Below are 20,769 nucleotides of genomic sequence, written 5' to 3'. Positions count from 1 at the left end.
CCTCCGACCTCGGCAGCGCGCAAGCCTTGCCTCATGGTGTACCCTTGCGCACATGAAAAACGAGGGCGATGTCATGACGGAATCAGGTAAGGAAATGCTGGCTGCGGCCCGCTTCATCAAGGAAATCGGCCGCGGCAAGGACGGCGCCCGCAGCCTCTCGCGCGACGACGCACACACGTTGTATGCGGCCATGCTGGAAGAGCGCGTCAGCGATCTCGAACTGGGTGCGATCTTGCTGGCCATGCGCGTCAAGGGCGAATCGGTGGACGAAATCGCCGGCTTTCTCGATGCCGCCGAAACGTCGTTTGCGCCGCTGCAAGCGCCGCAGGGCGCCTATGCGCCGGTGGTTCTTCCCAGCTACAACGGCTCACGCCACATGGCCAACCTGACGCCTTTGCTGGCCTTGCTGCTGGCGCGCGAAGGCGTGCCGGTGCTGATGCATGGCGTCACGCACGATCCGCAACGCGTCACCAGCGCCGAGATCTTCGCCGCCCTCGGCCTCCCTCATGCCGCCAGCGTGCAGGAAGCGGAAGCGGCGTTGGCGCGCCGACAACCGGTTTTCATCCCGATCCAGGTGCTGGCGCCGAAGATGGCGCGCCTGCTGGCCATGCGCCGCATTCTGGGTGTGCGCAATTCCACGCATACGCTGGTGAAGATCATGCAACCGTTCGCCGGTCCGGCCTTGCGCCTGACTTCCTATACGCACCCGGAATATCTGGAGATGCTGAGCAAGTATTTCGGCAGCGCGGCGCCGCATCAGCGCGGCGATGCCTTCCTGATGCGCGGCACCGAGGGCGAAACCGTCGCCAACGCGCGGCGCGCGCAGCAGATCGACTGGTTTCATGACGGACAGCGCACTATGCTGGTGGAAAAGCAGAAGGTGGCGGAAGAGATCCCCGATTTGCCGGAAGGCCGCGACGCCGACGTCACGGCACGCTGGATCGAGGCCGTGCTCAAAGGTGAGAAGACGGTGCCGATTGCCATTGTCGAACAGGTCGAACATTGCGTGGCTGTCGTTGCGGCCTTAAGCGCAGCGCGTTAGCTTGTGGAGCAATGTCTGGATGCAACGCATGCAATGATGGGCAGGGAGTTCAGACTTTGGTTTTGCCGCTCGCTTTTTCCGATGTGGGCGAGGCGATCTGGGCGAAGGCGAAGATCACTTCCTTGACGATCTTGCGTTGCGGCGCCGGCAGGTTGATGAAAGCCTCGAAAGCTTCGCGTTCGCGGTAGCCGATCGCTTCTTCCCAACGGGCGCGGCGCTTGTCGATCCGCTTGCCGATCTCTTCGCCGAAGCGCAGATGTTGCGGCGTGACAATGAGCCATTCGGCAAGCGTCTCCAGCTTGTCCTGATTAGGCATGGATTCACCGAGAAGCCAGCGTCGTACGCCGTGCAATGTCATCGGTTTTCCCCAATAGCGCAAATTGAACTCGCGTTCCAGGACGGCAGGTTTAGGCTCATATCCTGCTTTTTCCATCGAGGCGCGCAGTCGTTTTGCAAATTTTTCGTTCGCGTTTTCCATGACTGGAACTTACTGCCTAGTTGCTTAAAATTGGGTACTTTTAATTTTCTTAATAATTACGCTAATGATGTGACTTATAATCAAACCCGCGAATCGTCACGCCGGTCTGTTTATATTGTCTTATTTTTAAGTTGACTGATAGATAACAATTGTAACGTGTGGGTATATGTCTACATGACGTCCGGCAAGTCTTCCTGGCCGGTAAGGCAAGCGCCTGCAGACCTTCTGAGTTCTCTCGGACAGAAAAAGCCGGTACGCGCAATGATGTCGCAAAGCAAGTAACGCGTCACTGCAGCATGGCTAAAAAAGCAGTTTGTTTCAGACTCCGGAAATGCATGCGAGGAAGCCGGGCGTATTTGACGCAAACGAGCTAGAATAGGCGCGGATAAAGGGATTGCGCCGGTTGTCGCGAATGAATAACGAGCAAACGACAGCCAGCAATGCCTGCAAAAACCATGAGCGTCTGCGACGCTCTTTTCTTCTGCTTTTGTTTGTAAAAATCGGATGCGCCGCCCACGCGTCGAACCAGCTTCGTTTTGTTGTAGTGAATTACTGAGATTCATTTCGTAACGTGCAGTTTGAACGGAAGATGCAGACGGATTTTTCAGATCATGGCTGGCTCCTATAACCTTTTGCTGATTTGCTTTTCACTATTTGTTGCGACCCTGGCTTCGTACACGGTATTGGAAATCGCTGAACGCATTTCATCCCAGGAAACTGCGCGCTATCGTCGCATGTGGCTTTGCGGCGGCGCGATGGTGTTCGGCGTCGGCATCTGGGCCACCCATTTCACCGGCATGCTGGCGTTCCAGTTGCCGATCAACGTCGGTTACGACGCGCTCCTCACTTCCATTTCGCTGTTGCTGTGCATCGGCCTGTCGCTGTATCTGCTGCAGCGGGCCACCCAGCGCCGCTTGCGCTGGCCGCGCATGCTGGCCGACGGCGCCGGCCTGGGAGCGGTCTTGTCGCTGGTGCATTTTCTCGGTTTGAGCGCGATGAAGGTGACGCCGGCACCGCATTACACGCATTGGCTGGCAGCGGTGGCGGTCATGCTGGCGATGGCCACGGCGACGCTGAACATCTGGATCGTCTTCATGCTCAATGTGCGCAAGAGCGACAATTTCTGGAAGCGGGTTGCGCTGGCGGCGGTGTTGGGTCTGGGGATTTTCGGCATGCACTGCCTGGGTATGGCGGCTGCCGTTTTTGCGCCGGACAGCATCGGCAGCGCCGGCGGCGGCATGGACAGCGACAAACTGATGAGCGCGGTGATTCTCGGCACCTTGTTCATCCTGATCGCGGCGCTGATTTTCAGTGGTGCGCAAAAGACCAAGCTGCTCAAGAAAATCGTCGGACGCACCAACGACAAACTGCTGCATTTCGCCACGCACGATGTCCTGACCGGCCTGCCCAATCGCGCTTTGCTGGCTGAACGCATCCAGCATGCGATCCATGTCTCCAAGCGCAGCGGCCTGTCGTTTGCGGTGCTGTTCATGGATCTGGACGGTTTCAAGGCGATCAACGATTCGCTCGGCCACGCGGTCGGCGACGGCTTGCTGGTTGCGGTCGGCCAGCGCATCCGCGCCTGCATCCGCAGCGAGGACATGGTGTCGCGTATCGGCGGCGACGAGTTCGTGGTGGTGATGGGCAATCTCGCTTCGCCGGAGGTAGTGGAAAACCTGTCGGAAAATATCCTCAGCGTGCTGCGCCAGGATTTCCGCGTCGACGATGCGACGCTGCGCGTGACGTCGAGCATCGGCATCGCCGTCTATCCCAACAGTGGCGATACGGTCGATGCGTTGATGAAGAACGCCGACGCGGCGATGTACGAGGCCAAACAGAACGGGCGCAACACCTACCGTTTTTTTGAACCGGCCATGCACGCCAGCGCAATGCGCCACCTGACCATACGCCATGCCTTGCAGCAAGCGGTGGAGCACAACCAGTTGTCGCTGCATTTTCAGCCCAAGTTCGAAGGCCGCGAGCGCACGTTGACCGGCGTCGAAGCCCTGTTGCGCTGGGACCACCCGGAGCTGGGCAGCATGAGTCCAACCGAGTTCATACCAATCGCCGAACGTTCCGGCCAGATCATTTCCATCGGCGACTGGGTCTTGCGCGAAGTGTGCGCGCAGATTGTCTGCTGGGACGCCGCGGGCGTGCCGCCGGTCAAGGTGGCGCTGAATCTGTCGCCGTTGCAGATGCGGCCCGACCTGGTCGACAGCATCACCGCCATCGTCAGCCAGGCCGGCATTTCGCCGCAGCGCCTGATGTTTGAAATCACCGAAACGGCGGCGATGAAGAACGTCGAAAAGAGTGCGCGCATCATCACCGATCTGCAAGCGCTCGGCTACGACATCGCGATCGACGATTTCGGCGCGGGCTATTCCAGTTTGGCGTACTTGCAGCAGTTCCATTGTCGCCAGCTCAAGATCGACAAGTTCTTTACCTCGCGCCTCGACCAGGGTGGTGAATCGGGGCTGGCCATTGTATCGGCCATCATCGCGCTGGCGCATGCGCTGAATATGGAGGTGGTCGCGGAAGGCGTGGAAACCGAGGCTCAGCTTGAAGCGCTGCAAAAACTCAACTGCGACCAAGTACAGGGATTCCTGCTGGCGCGCCCGGCTGCGGCGGTCGAGGTGCAGCAATTGCTTGGACCGGGCCGGGCGTTTGCCTGAAGTTGCAATTACTGCGGCTGGGCAACGCGCCGCTGGATCACGCGCAGATACCAGGTCAGGAAGAACGCTACCAGCCCGAGGCTGATGCTGTTGCCCAGCCAGAAGCCGGCGGCGCCGTGCAGCCATGGCGGCGAAACGCCGAACGGATCGAGGCCGAGGAGGTAACCGCCGCCCAATCCTATTCCCCATAGCGCAACCGCGTAGATCACCGTCGGAATCACTGCCACCTTATAGGCGCGCAGCACGAACGCGGTCGTCACTTGCAGCGAATCGAACAACTGATAAAAGGCAATGAACAGGAACAGCGGCAGCGCCGAGGCGATGATGATTTCATCGGGCGTATAGGCGCGGATAATGTCCTCGCGCGCAAACCACACTACCACGCCGATCAGCACCGACAGGATGGCCGACAGGCGGATGCCGGCGCGCGAAATCTTTTTCGCGCTGGGCCAGTCGCGCGCGCCGATGGCATGCGCCACGAGGGTGCCGGTGGCGTTGGCCAGCGATAGCGGCAGCATGTACAGCACGGTGCCGACGTTAGCCGTGATCTGGTGGCCCGCCACGGCGACCGCACCTAGCCGCGCGATGAAGATCGCCATCAGCGTGAAGGCTGTGACTTCGATGAAATAGCTCAGGCCCATCGGGATGCCGAGTTTGAGCAGGCCAAGCTGCGCTTTCCACTGCGGTTTGACGAAGCCGCTGCCGAACACGCGCAACTCGTGATAAATCGGTGCGGCGCGCACCAGCGCCCAGCCGGTCAGCAGCATCAGCCAGGCAATCAGACTGGTGGCGATGGCGCAGCCGGGGCCGCCGAAAGCGGGCAGGCCGAGGCCGCCGAAAATGAACCAGGCGTTCAGGGGGATTTTCAGCAGCAGGGCGCCGATCTGGATCGCCATGACCATCTTGGGACGCGAAATGGCGGTATTGAGCGCGGCATAAACGCGAAAGCCCAGCGTCGCCGGCAACGCCAGCGCCTCAATGCGCAGGTAGAGCGTGGCCTTCTCGGCCAGCTCGGGAGAGGCCTGCGCGAACGACAGGAACACCGGCGAAAACAGCAGCACCAGGCTGCCGGCGCAACTGAGGAAGAATGCCAACCACAATCCCTGCTTCACTTCGAGGCCGATATCGCTGAGCCGGCGCGCGCCGTAGAGCTGGCCGATGACGGGCAGCAGCGCCTGCAGCACGCCGGACAGACCGACGAATACGCTGACGTAAATCGACACGCCCAGCGCCAGCGCCGCCAGATCCATCGCTGAAAAGCGCGACACCATGGCGGTATCGATCACGCCGTTGGCGATCAGCGCCAACTGGCCGATCAGGATGGGCCAGGCGAGCGAGGCGATGCGAAAAGTGTAGGTACGTGATGTCATGCAATAAAAAATCAACGCCGGCATTGCTGCAGGCGGCGGGGGCCATCATCCGCGCGGGAGCGCATGATGAACCGGGGACGTCCGCCCGGGCTAGCGGCCTACGCGGCGATACAGGCGGAAGCGTTCGTCGCGGTCGGAAGGACGGCGGCCTTCCCACAGCAATTGCCAGCGGCCCTCGTACTGACGCAGCATCTGTTCGGCGTTCTGGTTGTCGATGCTGTCTTGCAGCAGCAGGAAATCGCAGCGCATGTCCGGACGATCTTCGAAGCGCACATTGCCGAAGTAGGCGAACGAGGCGCGCTGCGCCGGACCGACATTGGATTCCACGCATTGTTTGACTACCGGCATGTTGTCTGCGATTTGCTGCGCCACGCCGGCATAGCTCTTGCCGTAATTGATCCACGGCAGCCACAAGGTCATCAGCAAGACCCAGCACAGGATTACGCCGCCGGACGACAGCACCACCGCGCGCCACAGCACCGAAGGCCGGCGCGAGATGCGCCAATGGACCAGCAATATCCAGAAAATGCTGGTCAGGATCGCTATCGCCAGCGCGATCATGTTGAAGCCGGGTTGGTAGCCGGGCGCGAGTTTGAAGGCGTTCTTGGCGATTTGCGCCGGCCAGCCGGTTTCCTTGGCGATCCAGCCGATCCAGATGAATGCGGCGCAGGTGGTCAGCGTCATTACCGAGAACCAGTCCACCGCATTGATGGCGCCGCGCTTCATGGTCGGGATGCCGAAGGCGGCGAGGATGGCCAGCGCCGGCAGCAGCGGCAACAGGATGCCTTCCTCGCTGTGCACGTTGAGCAGCACCAGCAGCGTCAGCGGGATGAAGAAGGCCAGCGGCAGCGAGATGTGCAGCGATTGCGGCTGGCGGCGCCAGGCGTATACCGCCCAGCCGGCGAACGGCCAGGCCGGCCAGGCAAACCAGACGCCGTACTTCAGGAAGAATTTCAGCGAAGCCAGCGTGGGCCAGTTGATCTGATAACTATTCCAGCTCAGCCAAGTGGAGAATTGCGCAGCGGCTTCCGGCAGCAGGGCGCGGATGGAAAATACCCAGATCACGCAGATTGCCAGCGCCGTCGGCAATACCACGCACAGCAGCGATTTGAAGACAGGGCGGTGATACAGGCCGGACAGCGTCAGCAAGCCCAGCAGCACGCCGGCCGGCAGCAGCCAGCCGTGCGTGAGCACCAGCAGGCCCAGCACCGCTCCCAGCGAGAGCGCCTGGTGCGGCTTGTTGGTGTCGAACACACGCACCGCGCTATAGATGGCATAGGCCACCAGCGCGATTTGCAGCGTCTTGGCGCTGGTTTCGTGGCTGTGCAGCAGCAGGCCGAGGAAGCCGAGGTAAATCAGGAAAGCGCCGTCGGCCAGCGTGCGGCCGAAATCGCGCGGCTCCGGCTGGCCGCCGAAGGCCAGCTTGAGCGGTTGCGCTTCACTGCGGCGACCCAGCAGGTAAGTGGCGTACCAGATCGACAACGAGCCGATCAGGAAGCAGCCCACCGTCGAGAGGCGCGCCGCCAGCGGGTCGCTCAGCAGCCAGCCGAACAGTTTGATGCAAAGGGCGCCGAACCAGTAGGCCAGCGGGCTTTCGGCCGGCATCGCCATGCCGGCGATATTCGGCGCCAGCCAGTCCTGCAGCGTGCCGTGCGCCATGGTCCACATGATGCCGAAGCTGGCGGCATCGTCATTCTTCCACGGGTCGCGGCCGATCAGGCCGGGCAGGATGTACAGCAAGCCCAATGCAAGCAAGCCCCAGCGAGGCAGAGCATTGGTCGCGGCGGCAGGGAGACGGACGGGCTTCATCAAGATGTTATTGCTCTTTTACGTTTTTGCACTATTCGGGTGCGGTGGCTGGGTATCGGTTCGCAGGCGATATTGTGCAGCAAAACACTGTTAAAAGTTGTATTAGACCGTAACTGGCGCGTGGTCGGGCAGATGCCGATTGAGGCAGATGAGACAGTTCGCGGATTGTCGCGGACAAAAAACAAAAAAGGCAGCCTGAGCTGCCTTTTTCGCCATTGCGCAGAAATCAGCCTGCTGCGACTTGGGTCTTGGAACCGACGGCGCCGAACTTTTGGCGGAATTTCTCGACGCGACCTGCGGTGTCGACGATCTTGTGCTTGCCGGTGTAGAACGGGTGCGATTCGGAAGAAACTTCAATCTTCACGAGCGGATATTGCTTGCCTTCGAATTCGGCTGTTTCGCGTGTGCCGATGGTCGAGCGGGTGACGAATTTGAAGTCGTTCGAAACGTCGTGGAACAGAACTTCACGGTAATCGGGATGGATGCCTTGTTTCATTTTTTGCCTTGAAAATTAATGGTAGCCAATCGCCACTTCGTCGGTCGTCTTGCTCCTTGACCCGATTGCCGATCACTTGCCGGGGATGAAAAGTGCGAAATTATACAATGAAATCATGGGTTTGCGTCAAATGCAAACGCGGTCGGCATGGATCGATTCGTCGTTTGCCGCTGTTGTGCCTGATCTTTCGTCGTTTTTAGGCTGTCAAAGTTAATTGTTTGATAATTTTTTCGTGGATATCCGGACGTTGAAGGCATAAAAAATCCGGCATGTCGTCATGCCGGATTCCGGATTGTTGCGCGGTGATCGCTGTATTTAGCTGCCGCGGCGCATCATGTCGAAGAACTCGGCATTGTTCTTGGTGGATTTCATCTTGTCGAGGATGAATTCCATTGCTTCGATTTCATCCATGTCGTACATCAGCTTGCGCAGCACCCAGATCTTTTGCAGTTGATCGGGTTTGATCAGCAATTCTTCGCGGCGCGTGCCGGACTTGCTGAGGTTGATGGCCGGGTAGACGCGCTTCTCGGCGAGACGGCGTTCCAGGTGGACTTCCATGTTGCCGGTGCCCTTGAATTCTTCGTAGATCACGTCATCCATGCGGCTGCCGGTCTCGATCAGCGCGGTGGCGATGATGGTCAGCGAACCGCCTTCTTCGATGTTGCGCGCAGCGCCGAAGAAACGTTTCGGACGTTGCAGGGCATTGGCGTCGACGCCGCCGGTCAGGACCTTGCCGGATGCCGGGATCACGGTGTTGTAGGCGCGCGCCAGGCGGGTGATCGAGTCCAGCAGGATGACCACGTCCTTTTTCATTTCGACCAGGCGCTTGGCTTTTTCCAGCACCATTTCGGCGACCTGGACGTGGCGCGTGGCCGGTTCGTCGAAGGTCGATGCGACCACTTCGCCGCGCACCGAGCGCTGCATTTCGGTAACTTCTTCCGGACGTTCGTCGATTAGCAGGACGATCATGACGGTGTCGGGGTGGTTGGTGGTGATCGCGTGGGCGATATGCTGCAGCATGACCGATTTGCCGGACTTCGGCGACGCCACCAGCAGGCCGCGCTGGCCGCGGCCGATTGGCGCGATCAGGTCGATGATGCGACCGGTGATGTTTTCCTCGCCGCGCATATCGCGTTCCAACTGCATGATCTTGTTCGGATGCAGCGGCGTGAGGTTTTCAAACAGGATGCGGTGCTTGGAGGCTTCCGGCGCTTCGCCGTTGACCTTGTCGACCTTGACCAGCGCAAAGTAGCGCTCGCCGTCTTTTGGGGTGCGCACTTCGCCTTCGATGGAGTCGCCGGTGTGCAGGTTGAAGCGGCGGATTTGTGAAGGCGAGATGTAAATATCGTCGGTGGACGCCATATAGCTGGCGTCGGGCGAGCGCAGGAAGCCGAAGCCGTCAGGCAACACTTCGAGGGCGCCATCGCCAAAAATCTGTTCTCCCGATTTCGCGCGTTTTTTGAGGATCGCGAACATCAGTTCTTGTTTGCGCAGGCGCGCTGCGTTATCGATGTCCAGACTGATTGCCATTTCGAGCAATGCGGAGACGTGTAACGCCTTTAATTCTGATAAGTGCATAAGAGTGTCCCGGGACGGGAATAAAAAAGGTGGGGGAGGGAGTTACGTGGTGTGTTAATGAAACCAACGAAGGAAAACCAAAAAAGAACGGGCTTGCCTATTCAGCCAGGCAAGCGCAGGCGGCGATACGAGCGTATCGCCGCGGTAAGTCTCAGATATTGCTGTCGATGAACGAGGTCAGTTGGCCTTTTGCCAGTGCGCCGACCTTTTGCGCTGCAGCGACGCCGTTCTTGAACAGAATCAGGGTCGGGATGCCGCGGATGCCGAACTTGGCGGGAATGTTCTGGTTCGAATCGACGTCCAGCTTGGCGATCTGCAGCTTGCCGTCGTATTCCTTGGCGACTTCTTCCAGAATCGGGGCGATCGCTTTGCAAGGACCGCACCATTCAGCCCAGAAGTCCACCAGGACCGGCTTGTCGGATTTCAGAACGTCGGCTTCGAAAGAGGCGTCGGAGATGTGCTTAATGTTTTCGCTCATGATAATAAGTCTCTGTATGAGGGATATAGTCAGTGGTCAAATAGCGCCGGGAGAACATACCATTTGCTTGGCGTATGCCATCAACGCTTCCTGGATTGCAATGTAGCAGGTGGAGTCGTTGTGCCCTAATTCAAGTTATTTTGAAGTGCGGCAACGGGTATTCGGCGGGGTACGGAGGCAATCATAACCCATTTTTGGGAAAAGTGTGCCCGCTGCTTTTCAGAACTCATTTCATCAATAGGCATGGGATGCGCTCTGATATGCAGCCTTGATGCAAAGCCTGTCTCCAATTGGCGCAGCCTCTCGCATACAATGCCGCAGAGGCGTCCCGGATCGATAGATTCCGGCAATGCTTTCGATAAATATTTATTTTCTCTCCGGCCGCTTGTGCCGGCGTCTTTCCGGATCCGTTTTCAATGCTGCATTCGCCCCTGCTGATTACCCCTTCGATCGATTTCTGGCCGCAAACCGCGGCTGCGTTGCTTGACGCGGATCATATGCTGGGCGCCGCCGTGCGCGCCGGATCGCGCGATTTTTCAGGCTATCAGGTGGTGGTGCCGGCGTTTTCGCATGCGGTGCACTGGCGTGCGGCGCTGGCGCAGGAACTGGCGCGGATGTCGCCCCGGCATGCCGGCTTCATCCCGCCGCGCATCAACACCATGGCCGGCTGGCTCGCCATGCAGGCGCCGCCGCCGGCGCAGGACGACAGCGAACGCCTGATGCAGCTCTATGCGCAATTGCGCCAGCACGGCTGGCTCAAGAAGATGTTCACGGCGCGCCGCAATACCGATTTGCTGCCGCTGGCGCAGACGCTGCTGTCGCTCTCGGACGAGCTGACCCAGGCTTTGCTGCCGGCCATGGAGCGCGCTCCGGGCGACGCCGACGTGCGCTGGCAGGCCGCCATGGACCAATTGCCGCCGTCGGCGCGCAGCATGCTGTCCGACGAGGCGCAACTGGTGTGGTCGATCTGGAAGAGCCAACTCGACGGCAACGACAAGACCGCGCAGCGCTATGCGCGCATGCTGGCGTTGGCGAAACCCGGTGCGCATGCCCCGCTGGCGCCGCTGATGTGGATCAGTCCGGTCGCGCCCGAGCCGATGGAGCAGGCTTTCCTTGAAGTCTACGGCGAACATGCCGAGGTGCAGCCGGTGCAGATCGACTGGCGCGGTCCCGACATTGCGCTGCTATACCAGACCGCCTGGCCCGAATTGTGCGATGCGCCATTGGCGCCCATGCCGGATGATCTGTTCGCACCGCGCATGGATGCGCCGACGCTGGAGTTATGCCCGGCAGGCAGCCTCGAAGACGCTTCGCTGCAAAGCGTGCAGATCGTGCTCGACTGGCTGCGGCAGGGCAAGGACGACATCGCCATCGTCGCCCAGGACCGCGTCAGCGCGCGTCGCCTGCGCGCCTTGCTGGAACGCGCGCAAGTCTCGGTGGCGGACGAAACCGGCTGGAAGCTGTCGACCACGCGCGCCGCGGCGGCGATGGCCGCCTGGTGCGACGTCGTCACTTCACGCGGCGAGACCACCGCATTGCTCGACTTGCTGAAGTCGCCGTTCATTTTTGCCGGCATGGCGGACAAAGCCGGTGCCGTGATGCAGATCGAGTGGCAATTGCGGCGCGAAAATATCTCCGGAGAATGGCGCAGCGTGCTGGCGCCGTTCAACGCCGGATCGGCCGCCGCGGAATGCCTCGGCGCCATCGCCGCGCAGGCGGCCGTGTTCGACGGGCGCAAGAGCCTGGCGGCCTGGAGCGAGTGCGCGCAGCAGTTGCTCGATGCGCTCGACATGCGCAGTGCTTTCGTGCAGGATGTCGCCGGACAGCAGGTGCTGCAATTGCTGGAAGATATCGGCGCCAGGAACGCCGATGCCAACGGCAGCGACATGTTTTCCTTCGCCGAATGGCGCGCGTTGCTGAACTTGCAGCTCGACGCCGTCACCTTCATGCCGCCGATCACCGACCGCCGCGTCGTTATGTTGCCGCTCAACGGCGCGCGCCTGCGCAATTTCGACGCCGTGCTGGTGATCGGCGCCGATGCCGAACACCTGCCGTCGCAGCCGCAGGAAATGCTGTTCTTTTCCAATGCCGTGCGCCACGAACTCGGGCTGCCCACGCGTCTTTCGCGGCAACGCCAGCAATTGCGCGACCTGACCGAGCTGCTGTGCGCGAATCGCGAAGTCGTGCTGTGCTGGCAGACCCACAAGGACGGCGAACCGAATCCCAAAAGCCCGTGGCTGGAGCGACTGGAACTGTGCTTGGCCAAGGCCGGCATGGCGCCGATACGTGAGCGCCGCCATGCTTTGCCGCTGCATGAACTGGCGGCATCGCCGTCGACCATGCCGACGCCTGCCGCGCCGGCCTTGCTGCCGGCCAGATTGTCGGCCAGCGCTTATAACCGGCTGGTCGCGTGCCCCTACCAGTTTTTTGCCCAGCATATGCTGCGCGTGAACGTGATGGATGAGTTGTCCGACATGCCCGAGAAGCGAGATTACGGCGGCTGGCTGCATGAAATCCTGATGACATACCACGAGACCGTGCGCGACGCGAACACGCCGCCGGAGCAGCGCACGGCATTGCTGGCGACGATTTCGGATGAGGTATTCGACAAGGCGATCCGCGAGCATCCCTCTGCGCTCGGTTACGCCGCGCGCTGGCAAAAAGTGATGCCGGCCTATCTGGTCTGGGCCAATGAACGCGAAGCGCAAGGCTGGCATTTCGTGCTGGGCGAGTTGCCTTTGCAGCATGCGCTGGAATGGGACGGCGGCAGCATCGAACTCTATGGCCGCCTCGATCGCGTCGATGAAAATAGCGAAGGCGAGCGTGCCGTGCTCGACTACAAGACGAGCTCGTTGCAATCGTTGGTGGTCAGGCTCAAGAATGCCGAAGATCACCAGTTGCCCTTCTACGGTCTGCTGTCCGGGCAAAGCATGGCCGCCGCGCATTACGTCGCATTGGAAACCTTCAAGGACAGGACCGGCGACGTTGCCGCGCCGGATTTCGAGCATCAACAACAGGCATTGAAGCAACAGATCGTCACGGTCATGCAGGCGGTCGGCGATGGCGCGCCGTTGCCAGCCAATGGCATCGAATCGGTTTGCCAGTATTGCGACGTGCGCGGCCTGTGCCGCAAGGGAGTCTGGCAATGAGCGCCGATCAAGGCATTGCGCCGATTTCCGCTTACGAAATCAATGGCCGTCCGGCCGAAGCCGCAGCCTTCACGGCAGCCGCCTGCGACCCGCATCGGTCGGTGGTGGTGGAAGCCTGCGCCGGCAGCGGCAAGACCTGGCTGCTGGTGGCGCGCATGCTGCGGCTATTGTTGGCCGGCGCGCAACCGGCCGAGCTGCTGGCCATCACTTTCACGCGCAAGGCCGCGCAGGAAATGCGCGAACGCCTGATGGAGCTGTTGCATGACCTGACGCTCGCGCCGGCCGACAAGGCGCGCAGCCTGCTGCTGGAACGCGGCATCGGCGAAGGCGAACTGCCGCGCGCGATGCCGCTGGCGCGCGGCTTGTACGAGCAGATACTGGCCGGGCAACAGGGGTTGTCGATCGATACCTTCCATAGCTGGTTCGCGCGCCTCTTGCAGATCGCGCCGCTCGCTTCGGGCGTGCCGCACGGCTACGCGCTGACCGAAAAAAACGGCGAACTCATGAACGAGGCTTACCGCCGCTTCATGCAGGCGATGCAAAGACCGGAACGTCAGGAGACCAAGCAGGCCCTGCTGGAACTGTACGATCTGGCCGGCGACAGCGGCGCCCGGCGCTTGCTGGACGCCTTCATCGACAAGCGCGCCGAGTGGTGGGCGGCGACCATGCCGCCGCTGTCGTCGGACGAGGCGCCGTTGCAATGGCTGGAACAATTGTGCGGCCCCGATGCGGCGCGCGATGCCCGGCTGGATGTCTGGACCGATGAAGTCCTGAAGGCGCGGCTATATGAAATATCGTCGGTTCTTGGCAAGGGAGCGGTTGCCAATCAGAAGCGTGCCGTCGCGATCGAGACGCTGGTGAGCGGCGAAGCGTCGCCGGAGAATTTCATCGCGCTGGCGGCGCAGTTCTACGACGACGCCGACAAGCCGCGCGGCAACAATGCGCGCACCAAGGCATTGAAAGCGGCGTTGGCCGGGCACTACGGCGTCGACGAAGCCGCCGCCGTGTCGCTGTTCGAAGAAATTTTCGAGCTGACCGGCAACGCCTTGAAGCAATTGCAGCGCCGCAGCGGCGAAGGCATCGTACTCAAACTCAATCGCGCCTTGTTCGCGGCAGGACGCGCCTATCTCGACGCCTATCAGGAGGTCAAGGCCGAGCAGCGCGTATTCGACTTCGCCGATCTCGAATGGCATGCCTATCGCCTGCTCACCAACGAAGAGAGCGCGGCGTATCTGCAAAGCCGACTCGACGCGCGCTACAAGCACATCCTGCTGGACGAATTCCAGGACACCAATCCGCTGCAATGGAGCATCGTGCGCGCCTGGCTGCGCGCCTATGGCGACGATGCGGCGCAACCCAGCGTGTTTGTGGTGGGCGATCCCAAGCAATCGATTTACCGCTTCCGCCGCGCCGAGCCGCGCGTGTTCGCGGCGGCGCGGGCCTTGCTGGAACAGCAGGGCGCCGCCGTGCTGCGCGCCAATCAGACGCGTCGCAACGCCAGCGCGATTGTCGATGTGCTCAACGCCAGTTTTGCCGGCCGCAACGCACTGTTTGCGCCGCAGACCACGCTCGGCATGCAAGGCGGCGCGGTGTGGCGTTTGCCGCTGGTGCAGGCAGCGGCAGAGGTCGAAGCAGAGCAGAACGCGGCCGGCGCACAGTCGACGCCGATGCGCAATCCGCTGACTACGCCGCGCGAGGAAGAGGACGACGCGCGCCGCCGCGACGAAGGGCGACAAGTGGCGCAAGCCATCCTGCTGGCGCGTCGGCGCATCATGGTCAAGGGCGAGCAGGGCGACCGCGCGCTCAAGTGGGGCGACGTCATGTTGCTGGTGAAAAAACGCCGCCACCTGATCGCCTATGAAAGCGCATTGCGCGAGGCCGGTATTCCGTTCGTTTCCGACAAGCGAGGCGGCCTGCTCGACTCGCTCGAAATCGCCGACCTGATTGCCTTGCTGACTTTCCTGATCACGCCCAACGATGCGCGCGCTCTGACGCATGTGCTGAAGAGCCCGATCATTGGCGCATCCGACGACGACCTGATCATACTGGCGCAACGCAGCGAATCCGATTGGTGGAAACGCGTGCTCGCCCAGCATGCATCGGGTCTGGCGTCGCCGGCTATCGCGCGCGCCGCGCAACTGCTGGCGCAATGGCTGGCCGCCGCGCCGCACTATCCGGTGCACGACTTGCTCGACATGATCCTGCATCAAGGGCAACTGGTGGCGCGCTACGCGCAAGCGGCGGCGCTCGCCATGCGCACGCAGGCATTGGGAAACATCGACGCCTTCGTCGAACTGGCGCTCAATCTCGACGCCGGCCGTTATCCCAGCCTGCCGAAGTTCATCGATGCCCTGCGCGTATTGCAGCGCCATGCCGAAAGCGATGCGCCCGATGAAGCCAGCATCGACGCCGCGGCAGACGCGGTGCGCATTCTCACCGTGCACAGTGCCAAGGGCCTGGAGGCGACGGTGGTCGTGATGATGGATGCCAATCACAGCGATCCTGCCAACGATAATGTCGGCATCCTGTGCGACTGGCCGCAAGACGAAGACGCGCCGACGCATTTTTCCGCGTTCGGCCGCAAGAGCGAACGCGGCATGGCGCGCGACCGTTGGTTCGACGCCGAAGAGCATTTCAGGATGCAGGAAGACTGGAACTTACTTTATGTCGCCGTCACGCGCGCCAAGCAATTGCTGATCGTGAGCGGCGTCGCCGGCGCCAAGGGCACGCTGGAAGGCGGCATCCAGGACGGTAGCTGGTATCACCGGCTGTTCGACCGGGCCGGCGAAGCCGAGGGCGTGGAGGACATCGATCCGCCGACGCAGGTTAACGACGACGCGCCAATGCAAGAAGAAACGTTTGCGCTGCCGCTGTTCATCCCGGCGCCGCAGCCCGCGTCGCACATCGACGCGCCGGAGAATTATCGCAACGACGCCATCGATGAAGGCGTGGCCCTGCATGCGCTGCTGGAACGTACGCTGCATGCGCACGCATGGCCGCCGACGTTGCCCGACGAGGCGACCATCGCGCGCTGGTTGCCGTGTCCGCGGCCGCTGGCGGCAGTGATACGCGCCCAGGCCGAAAAGATATTGACGCAACCGGCGCTGGAGCGTTTCTTCAATCCCGCCTTGCATCGTCATGCCCGCAACGAGATGGACATCGTCACCGACGAAGGCGTATTGCGTTGCGATCGCGTGGTGGTGTTCGACGACGAAGTCTGGATTCTCGATTACAAACGCAACCTGCTCGACAGCGAGCGCACCGCTTACCAAGAGCAGCTTGCGGGCTACCGCGAGGCGATGTTGTCGGTGTTTTCTGACAAGCGAATCAGGTCTGCACTGATTACAGCCGACGGCCGCCTCTGGGAATAATGATCGCGCTTTTACCATTCAGAATAACGACGACCACAACACCGCAACACAGGAAAATATTTCGTTTAATATAAAACTGGTTTATTCTCCGTAACTTCGTAAGCTTCGCTTCATTTCAATCATCTTCAGTGCGTCTTCTTCGATGCATCGTCAGGGAACAGACGATGCTTGAGCGCACCGTCAACACAAATCATGTCAGGAGGAGCTATGCAGTGGACTCTTCCGTCTTTCGCCCTTGCGCAACCGGTTCAATGGAACGCGTTGCTGCTGTTCGGTAGCTTGTTGCTGTTCGGGTTGATAGCCGGTCATATCGTGTCGAAGTCGCCGTGGGTGCCGCGCATCACTGGTTATCTGATCGTCGGTTTCATTCTCGGTGGCGGCGGCCTGAACTGGTTGTCGGGCGATGTGCTGAGCGTGACCAACATCTTTGCCGACATTGCTGTGGCGCTGGTGGTGTATCAGCTTGGACGTTATGTCGACATCGGCTGGCTCAGGCGCGAAAAATGGCTGCTTGCGACCGTCGTGACGTCGGCAGTGCTGTGTTTCGTTCTCGTCAGTCTGGCGCTGCTGTGGTTCGGTACGTCGCAGGTGCTGGCGCTGCTGGGCGGCGTGTGGGCGATTGCAACGGCGCCTGCGGTGGTGCTGGTGGTGCTGCGCGACCTCAAGGCCGAAGGCCAGGTGACGCGGCGTCTGGCGGCAATGACGGCGCTCAACAACTTCGTCGCCATCCTTGCGGCCTATGCCTTGTTGCCGGTGATTGCGCATGAGTCCGGTACGCCGGTGCCGACGCTGGTGGAGCACACCCTGTATTCGCTGGTCGGTTCTTTCGTGCTGGCTTACGTGACCTACTGGCTGATGATGCCGCTGGCGCGTTTGCTGGGCCGTCAGGGCAGCCGCCAGTTCGTGCTGGTGATCTCGGTGATTGCCCTGGCGATCGGCGTGGCCCATGCCTTGCGCCTGCCTGTGATGCTGACGATGCTGATTTTCGCGATCCTGTCGAAGAACCTCGATCGTCAGTATGACCTGATGGAACTCGAGTTCGGCGTCGCCAATGAATTGTTCGTGGTGATGTTGTTCGTGACCGTTGGCGCATCGATGCGCCTGTCGGATCTGAGCATGGTCGGCTTGTCGGTGCTGATCCTGATTGCCGCGCGGTTTGTGGCGATGGGTTGCGGCGTATTCCTGTTTGCGCGCTTTGCGCGCATGAACTGGAAGCAGGCCGGCTTGCTCACGCTGGGCACCTTGCCGATGACCGAAGCGGGACTCGGCCTGATGCAGACGATTTCCTCCCTGTACCCGCACACCACGGCCGATGTCGTGCCGCTATTGGCGGGATGTCTGATCGTGCTGGAATTGTTCGGCCCCGTCGCCACGCAATTCGCCCTGATCAAATCTGGAGAAAGCGGACGCGAATGACAAACACACCTATCCATGAAGAAGGTTTAATGACCAGCGCGGGCATCTTGCCGTTTACCTCATCGACGCCGTTCACGATGGGGATCGAACTTGAGTTGCAACTGGTCAATCGCCGCAACTACAACCTCGCCAGCGACGCTGTCGACCTGCTGACCTGGATCGCGCCGCGCGAGTTGCAGAAGCAGATCAAGCTGGAGATGACGCAGGGGATGATCGAGCTCAATTCCGCCGTGCATACCCGCGTCGATGAACTGATCGAAGAATTGAAGGGACTGCGCGCGGCATTGAATCGCGGTGCGCAATATCTCAACATCGATGTCTCCGGCGGCGGCGCGCATCCTTTCCAGCACTGGAACGAACAGCGCATCACGCCGAGCGAACGGTTCTACCATCTGCATGAAAAATACGGCTACCTGGCCAAGACCTTTACCGTATTTGGCCAGCATATCCATATCGGTGTGGCCAACGGCGACGATGCGCTGTATCTGACGCATGCATTCTCGCGTTTTGTGCCGCACTTCATTGCGCTGTCGGCGGCCTCGCCATTCTACCAGGGCGCGGACACCAAATTCGATTCGTCGCGCAGCAACGTGGTGCGCGCTTTCCCGTTGTCGGGCACGGCGCCGGTGCAGACGAAATGGGCCGAGTTCGAGACCTATTACGACGAGTTGCTGCAAATGGGCATCGTCGCCAGCATGAAGGATTTTTACTGGGACATCCGCCCCAAGCCGGAATACGGCACCGTCGAAATCCGCGTCTGCGACACGCCGCTGACCATCGAGCACGCCGCGCACCTGGGCGCCTATGCGCAATTGCTGGCGCGCTGGATACTGACCGAGCGGCCGTTCGTGATGCGCGATGATTTTTACCTGTTGTACCAGTACAACCGTTTCGAAGCCAGCCGCTTCGGCCTCAACGGCATGTTGGCGCTGCATGGCGAGACGCCGGCGACTTCGAGTAAACTGCCGATCTTCGAGCATTTGTTGCTGCAATTGCAGTTGTTGCAGCCGTACGTGCAAAACGAGGTCGAAGAACTCACCCTGAAGCGCCTGCGCCACATGGCGCACAACCGGCTCAGCGATGCCGGCTGGCTGCGCCAGGCATTTGCCGAGCGCGGTTCGCTCAACGATATGATGCGCATGTCGTCGGAGTTGTGGATGGACCAGTCGCCGCCTTCTTATTTCCAGTAATGCCGCCGCTTTCGCCAATGAAAGAGGCTGGCGAAAGCAAACATGACAAGACAATATGATGTGGCCGTAATCGGCGCCGGCGCCGCGGGCATGATGTGCGCGGCGGTGGCCGGACAGCGCGGCAAGTCGGTGGTGCTGATCGACCATGCGACCAAGCTGGCCGAAAAGATCCGCATCTCCGGCGGTGGCCGTTGCAACTTCACCAACATCGGCGCGACGCCGCAAAATTACCTCTCGCAAAATCCGCATTTTTGCAAAAGCGCCCTGTCGCGCTATACGCCGCAGGATTTCCTCGCGCTGGTCAAGCGTTACCAGATCAGCTTCCATGAGAAGCACAAGGGCCAGTTGTTCTGCAACGACTCGTCCGAAGACATCATCGCCATGCTCAAGGCCGAGTGCGATTCCGGTCATGTCGAGTGGCGCATGCCGTGCGGCGTGGCGTCGGTGGGCAAGGAAGGCGAACTGTTCCGGCTGGAGACCGATTCCGGCGAGATTGTCGCCCGCCGCCTTGTGATCGCCACCGGCGGCTTGTCGATTCCCAAGATCGGCGCCACTGATTTCGCCTATCGCGTCGCCAGACAATTCGACCTCAAGCTGGTCGAGCCGCGTCCCGGCCTGGTGCCGCTGACCTTCGACGGCGCCGGCTGGCAGCCCTTCGTCGACCTGGCCGGCATTGCGCTGGAAGTCGAAGTCGAAACCGGCGTCAAGAAAGAGCGCGGCTATTTCCTGGAAGACTTGTTGTTTACGCATCGTGGCTTGTCGGGACCGGCGATCTTGCAGATTTCCAGCTTTTGGCAGCCGGGTGCGTCGCTGACGCTCAATTTGCTGCCGCAGATCGACGTCGCCGACACCCTCATCGCAGGCAAGACCACGCTCAAGAAAAATCTCGGCAACCTGCTCGCGCAATGGCTGCCGGCGCGGCTGGGGGACGGTTTGCTCAAGGCCAATGGCTTCGACGGCGCGGCGCGCATCGCCGACATGCCGGACAAGCAGTTGCGCAAGCTGGGCGAGGCGCTCAATCGCTGGACCATCAAGCCCAACGGTTCGGAGGGGTACCGCAAGGCCGAGGTCACCCTGGGCGGCGTCGATACGCGCGAGCTGTCGCAGCAGAGCATGATGGCCAACAAAGTTCCTGGGCTGTATTTCATCGGCGAAGCGGTGGACGTTACCGGCTGGCTGGGCGGCTACAACTTCCAGTGGGCCTGGGCTTCCGGCGTGGCGGCGGGGCAGGCCATTGAATGATGGCGGCGGGAAATTGCCTCGACCCAGCTTAAGCCTTGATTTCTTTAGGTTTTTTTGCCTCCGGTTGGAAAAAAGAGACGATCCGGCTTCCATTTGCCTCGCCGGTCTGCTAGAATCGCGTTCTTTCCATATCCAACCTAACCTCTTTGGTTTGAATCTACATGACCACTATTCGTCTTAAAGAAAACGAGCCGTTCGAAGTCGCCATGCGCCGCTTCAAGCGCACAATTGAAAAAACCGGCCTGTTGACCGAGTTGCGCGCGCGCGAGTTTTACGAAAAGCCGACAGCAGAACGCAAGCGTAAGCTGGCCGCTGCAGTGAAGCGCCACTACAAGCGCATCCGCAGCCAGCAATTGCCTAAGAAGCTGTACTAAGAATTTCCGTCGCGCCGCCTCTGGTGTGTGCGACCACGTTAAACCCGCTCCGGCACACAAAGTCGCAGCGGGTTTTCGCATTTCGCAGGCCGTCGCCAAGCTAC

General features: G+C 60.7%; 15 protein-coding genes. 8 read left to right on the top strand and 7 right to left on the bottom strand.

Annotated features, from left to right (window positions below; translation table 11 throughout):
• The first annotated feature begins 73 nt into the window (after nucleotides 1-73).
• Nucleotides 74-1,042, top strand: a complete 969-nt coding sequence (gene ybiB, locus RV1423_RS09415) for a DNA-binding protein YbiB (protein ID WP_034296052.1) — start codon at nucleotides 74-76, stop codon at nucleotides 1,040-1,042.
• A 49-nt stretch (nucleotides 1,043-1,091) separates the two neighbouring features.
• On the opposite strand, the gene RV1423_RS09410 is transcribed toward ybiB, so the two are convergent.
• Nucleotides 1,092-1,520: a hypothetical protein gene (locus tag RV1423_RS09410; RefSeq protein WP_034295760.1), complete on the bottom strand. Its 429-nt coding sequence runs from the start codon at nucleotides 1,518-1,520 to the stop codon at nucleotides 1,092-1,094.
• Between the two features lie 170 nt (nucleotides 1,521-1,690).
• Nucleotides 1,691-2,083 (bottom strand): hypothetical protein, encoded by a 393-nt coding sequence (locus RV1423_RS29780; protein ID WP_155835062.1) that lies wholly within the window; start codon nucleotides 2,081-2,083, stop codon nucleotides 1,691-1,693.
• Between the two features lie 48 nt (nucleotides 2,084-2,131).
• On the opposite strand from RV1423_RS29780, the gene RV1423_RS09405 reads away from it, so the two are divergent.
• Entirely contained in the window at nucleotides 2,132-4,192 is a 2,061-nt protein-coding gene (locus RV1423_RS09405; RefSeq protein ID WP_034295758.1) for a bifunctional diguanylate cyclase/phosphodiesterase, read from the top strand.
• Nucleotides 4,193-4,200: 8 nt separating this feature from the next.
• Here the strand turns inward: RV1423_RS09405 and RV1423_RS09400 are convergent, their stop codons facing one another.
• The 5 genes from RV1423_RS09400 to trxA form a co-directional block, all read right to left on the bottom strand.
• Nucleotides 4,201-5,562 (bottom strand): MATE family efflux transporter, encoded by a 1,362-nt coding sequence (locus RV1423_RS09400; RefSeq protein WP_034296049.1) that lies wholly within the window; start codon nucleotides 5,560-5,562, stop codon nucleotides 4,201-4,203.
• Nucleotides 5,563-5,652: 90 nt separating this feature from the next.
• Entirely contained in the window at nucleotides 5,653-7,371 is a 1,719-nt protein-coding gene (locus RV1423_RS09395) for a glycosyltransferase family 39 protein (RefSeq protein WP_034295755.1), read from the bottom strand.
• Between the two features lie 226 nt (nucleotides 7,372-7,597).
• Nucleotides 7,598-7,867, bottom strand: a complete 270-nt coding sequence (locus RV1423_RS09390; RefSeq protein ID WP_034295753.1) for a type B 50S ribosomal protein L31 — start codon at nucleotides 7,865-7,867, stop codon at nucleotides 7,598-7,600.
• 315 nt (nucleotides 7,868-8,182) lie between these two features.
• Nucleotides 8,183-9,445, bottom strand: coding sequence for a transcription termination factor Rho (gene rho, locus RV1423_RS09385; protein ID WP_034295751.1), 1,263 nt, complete (start codon nucleotides 9,443-9,445; stop codon nucleotides 8,183-8,185).
• Nucleotides 9,446-9,596: 151 nt separating this feature from the next.
• Nucleotides 9,597-9,923, bottom strand: coding sequence for a thioredoxin TrxA (trxA, locus tag RV1423_RS09380; protein WP_034295749.1), 327 nt, complete (start codon nucleotides 9,921-9,923; stop codon nucleotides 9,597-9,599).
• Between the two features lie 416 nt (nucleotides 9,924-10,339).
• On the opposite strand from trxA, the gene RV1423_RS09375 reads away from it, so the two are divergent.
• From RV1423_RS09375 to rpsU, 6 genes are all read left to right on the top strand, one after another.
• Complete coding sequence (locus RV1423_RS09375; protein WP_034295748.1) at nucleotides 10,340-13,072, top strand: PD-(D/E)XK nuclease family protein; 2,733 nt, start codon at nucleotides 10,340-10,342, stop codon at nucleotides 13,070-13,072.
• Nucleotides 13,069-16,443: an exodeoxyribonuclease V subunit beta gene (locus RV1423_RS09370; RefSeq protein WP_197034909.1), complete on the top strand. Its 3,375-nt coding sequence runs from the start codon at nucleotides 13,069-13,071 to the stop codon at nucleotides 16,441-16,443. The genes RV1423_RS09375 and RV1423_RS09370 overlap by 4 nt, the downstream gene beginning before the upstream one ends.
• Nucleotides 16,444-16,650: 207 nt before the next feature.
• A complete protein-coding gene (locus RV1423_RS09365; RefSeq protein WP_034295744.1) occupies nucleotides 16,651-17,859 on the top strand; it encodes a cation:proton antiporter in 1,209 nt (402 codons plus the stop codon).
• Complete coding sequence (locus RV1423_RS09360; protein WP_051516585.1) at nucleotides 17,856-19,049, top strand: YbdK family carboxylate-amine ligase; 1,194 nt, start codon at nucleotides 17,856-17,858, stop codon at nucleotides 19,047-19,049. Before RV1423_RS09365 ends, RV1423_RS09360 begins: the two co-directional genes overlap by 4 nt.
• Before the next feature lie 42 nt (nucleotides 19,050-19,091).
• Nucleotides 19,092-20,291 (top strand): NAD(P)/FAD-dependent oxidoreductase, encoded by a 1,200-nt coding sequence (locus RV1423_RS09355; protein WP_034295742.1) that lies wholly within the window; start codon nucleotides 19,092-19,094, stop codon nucleotides 20,289-20,291.
• 161 nt (nucleotides 20,292-20,452) lie between these two features.
• Nucleotides 20,453-20,665, top strand: coding sequence for a 30S ribosomal protein S21 (rpsU, locus tag RV1423_RS09350; RefSeq protein ID WP_005665410.1), 213 nt, complete (start codon nucleotides 20,453-20,455; stop codon nucleotides 20,663-20,665).
• The last annotated feature ends 104 nt before the right edge of the window (nucleotides 20,666-20,769 follow it).

It is taken from the genome of Herbaspirillum sp. RV1423 (genome assembly GCF_000577615.1).
In the GTDB taxonomy this organism is placed as follows: Bacteria; Pseudomonadota; Gammaproteobacteria; order Burkholderiales; family Burkholderiaceae_D; genus Herbaspirillum.
This window is presented reverse-complemented; position numbering and strand designations above follow the sequence as displayed.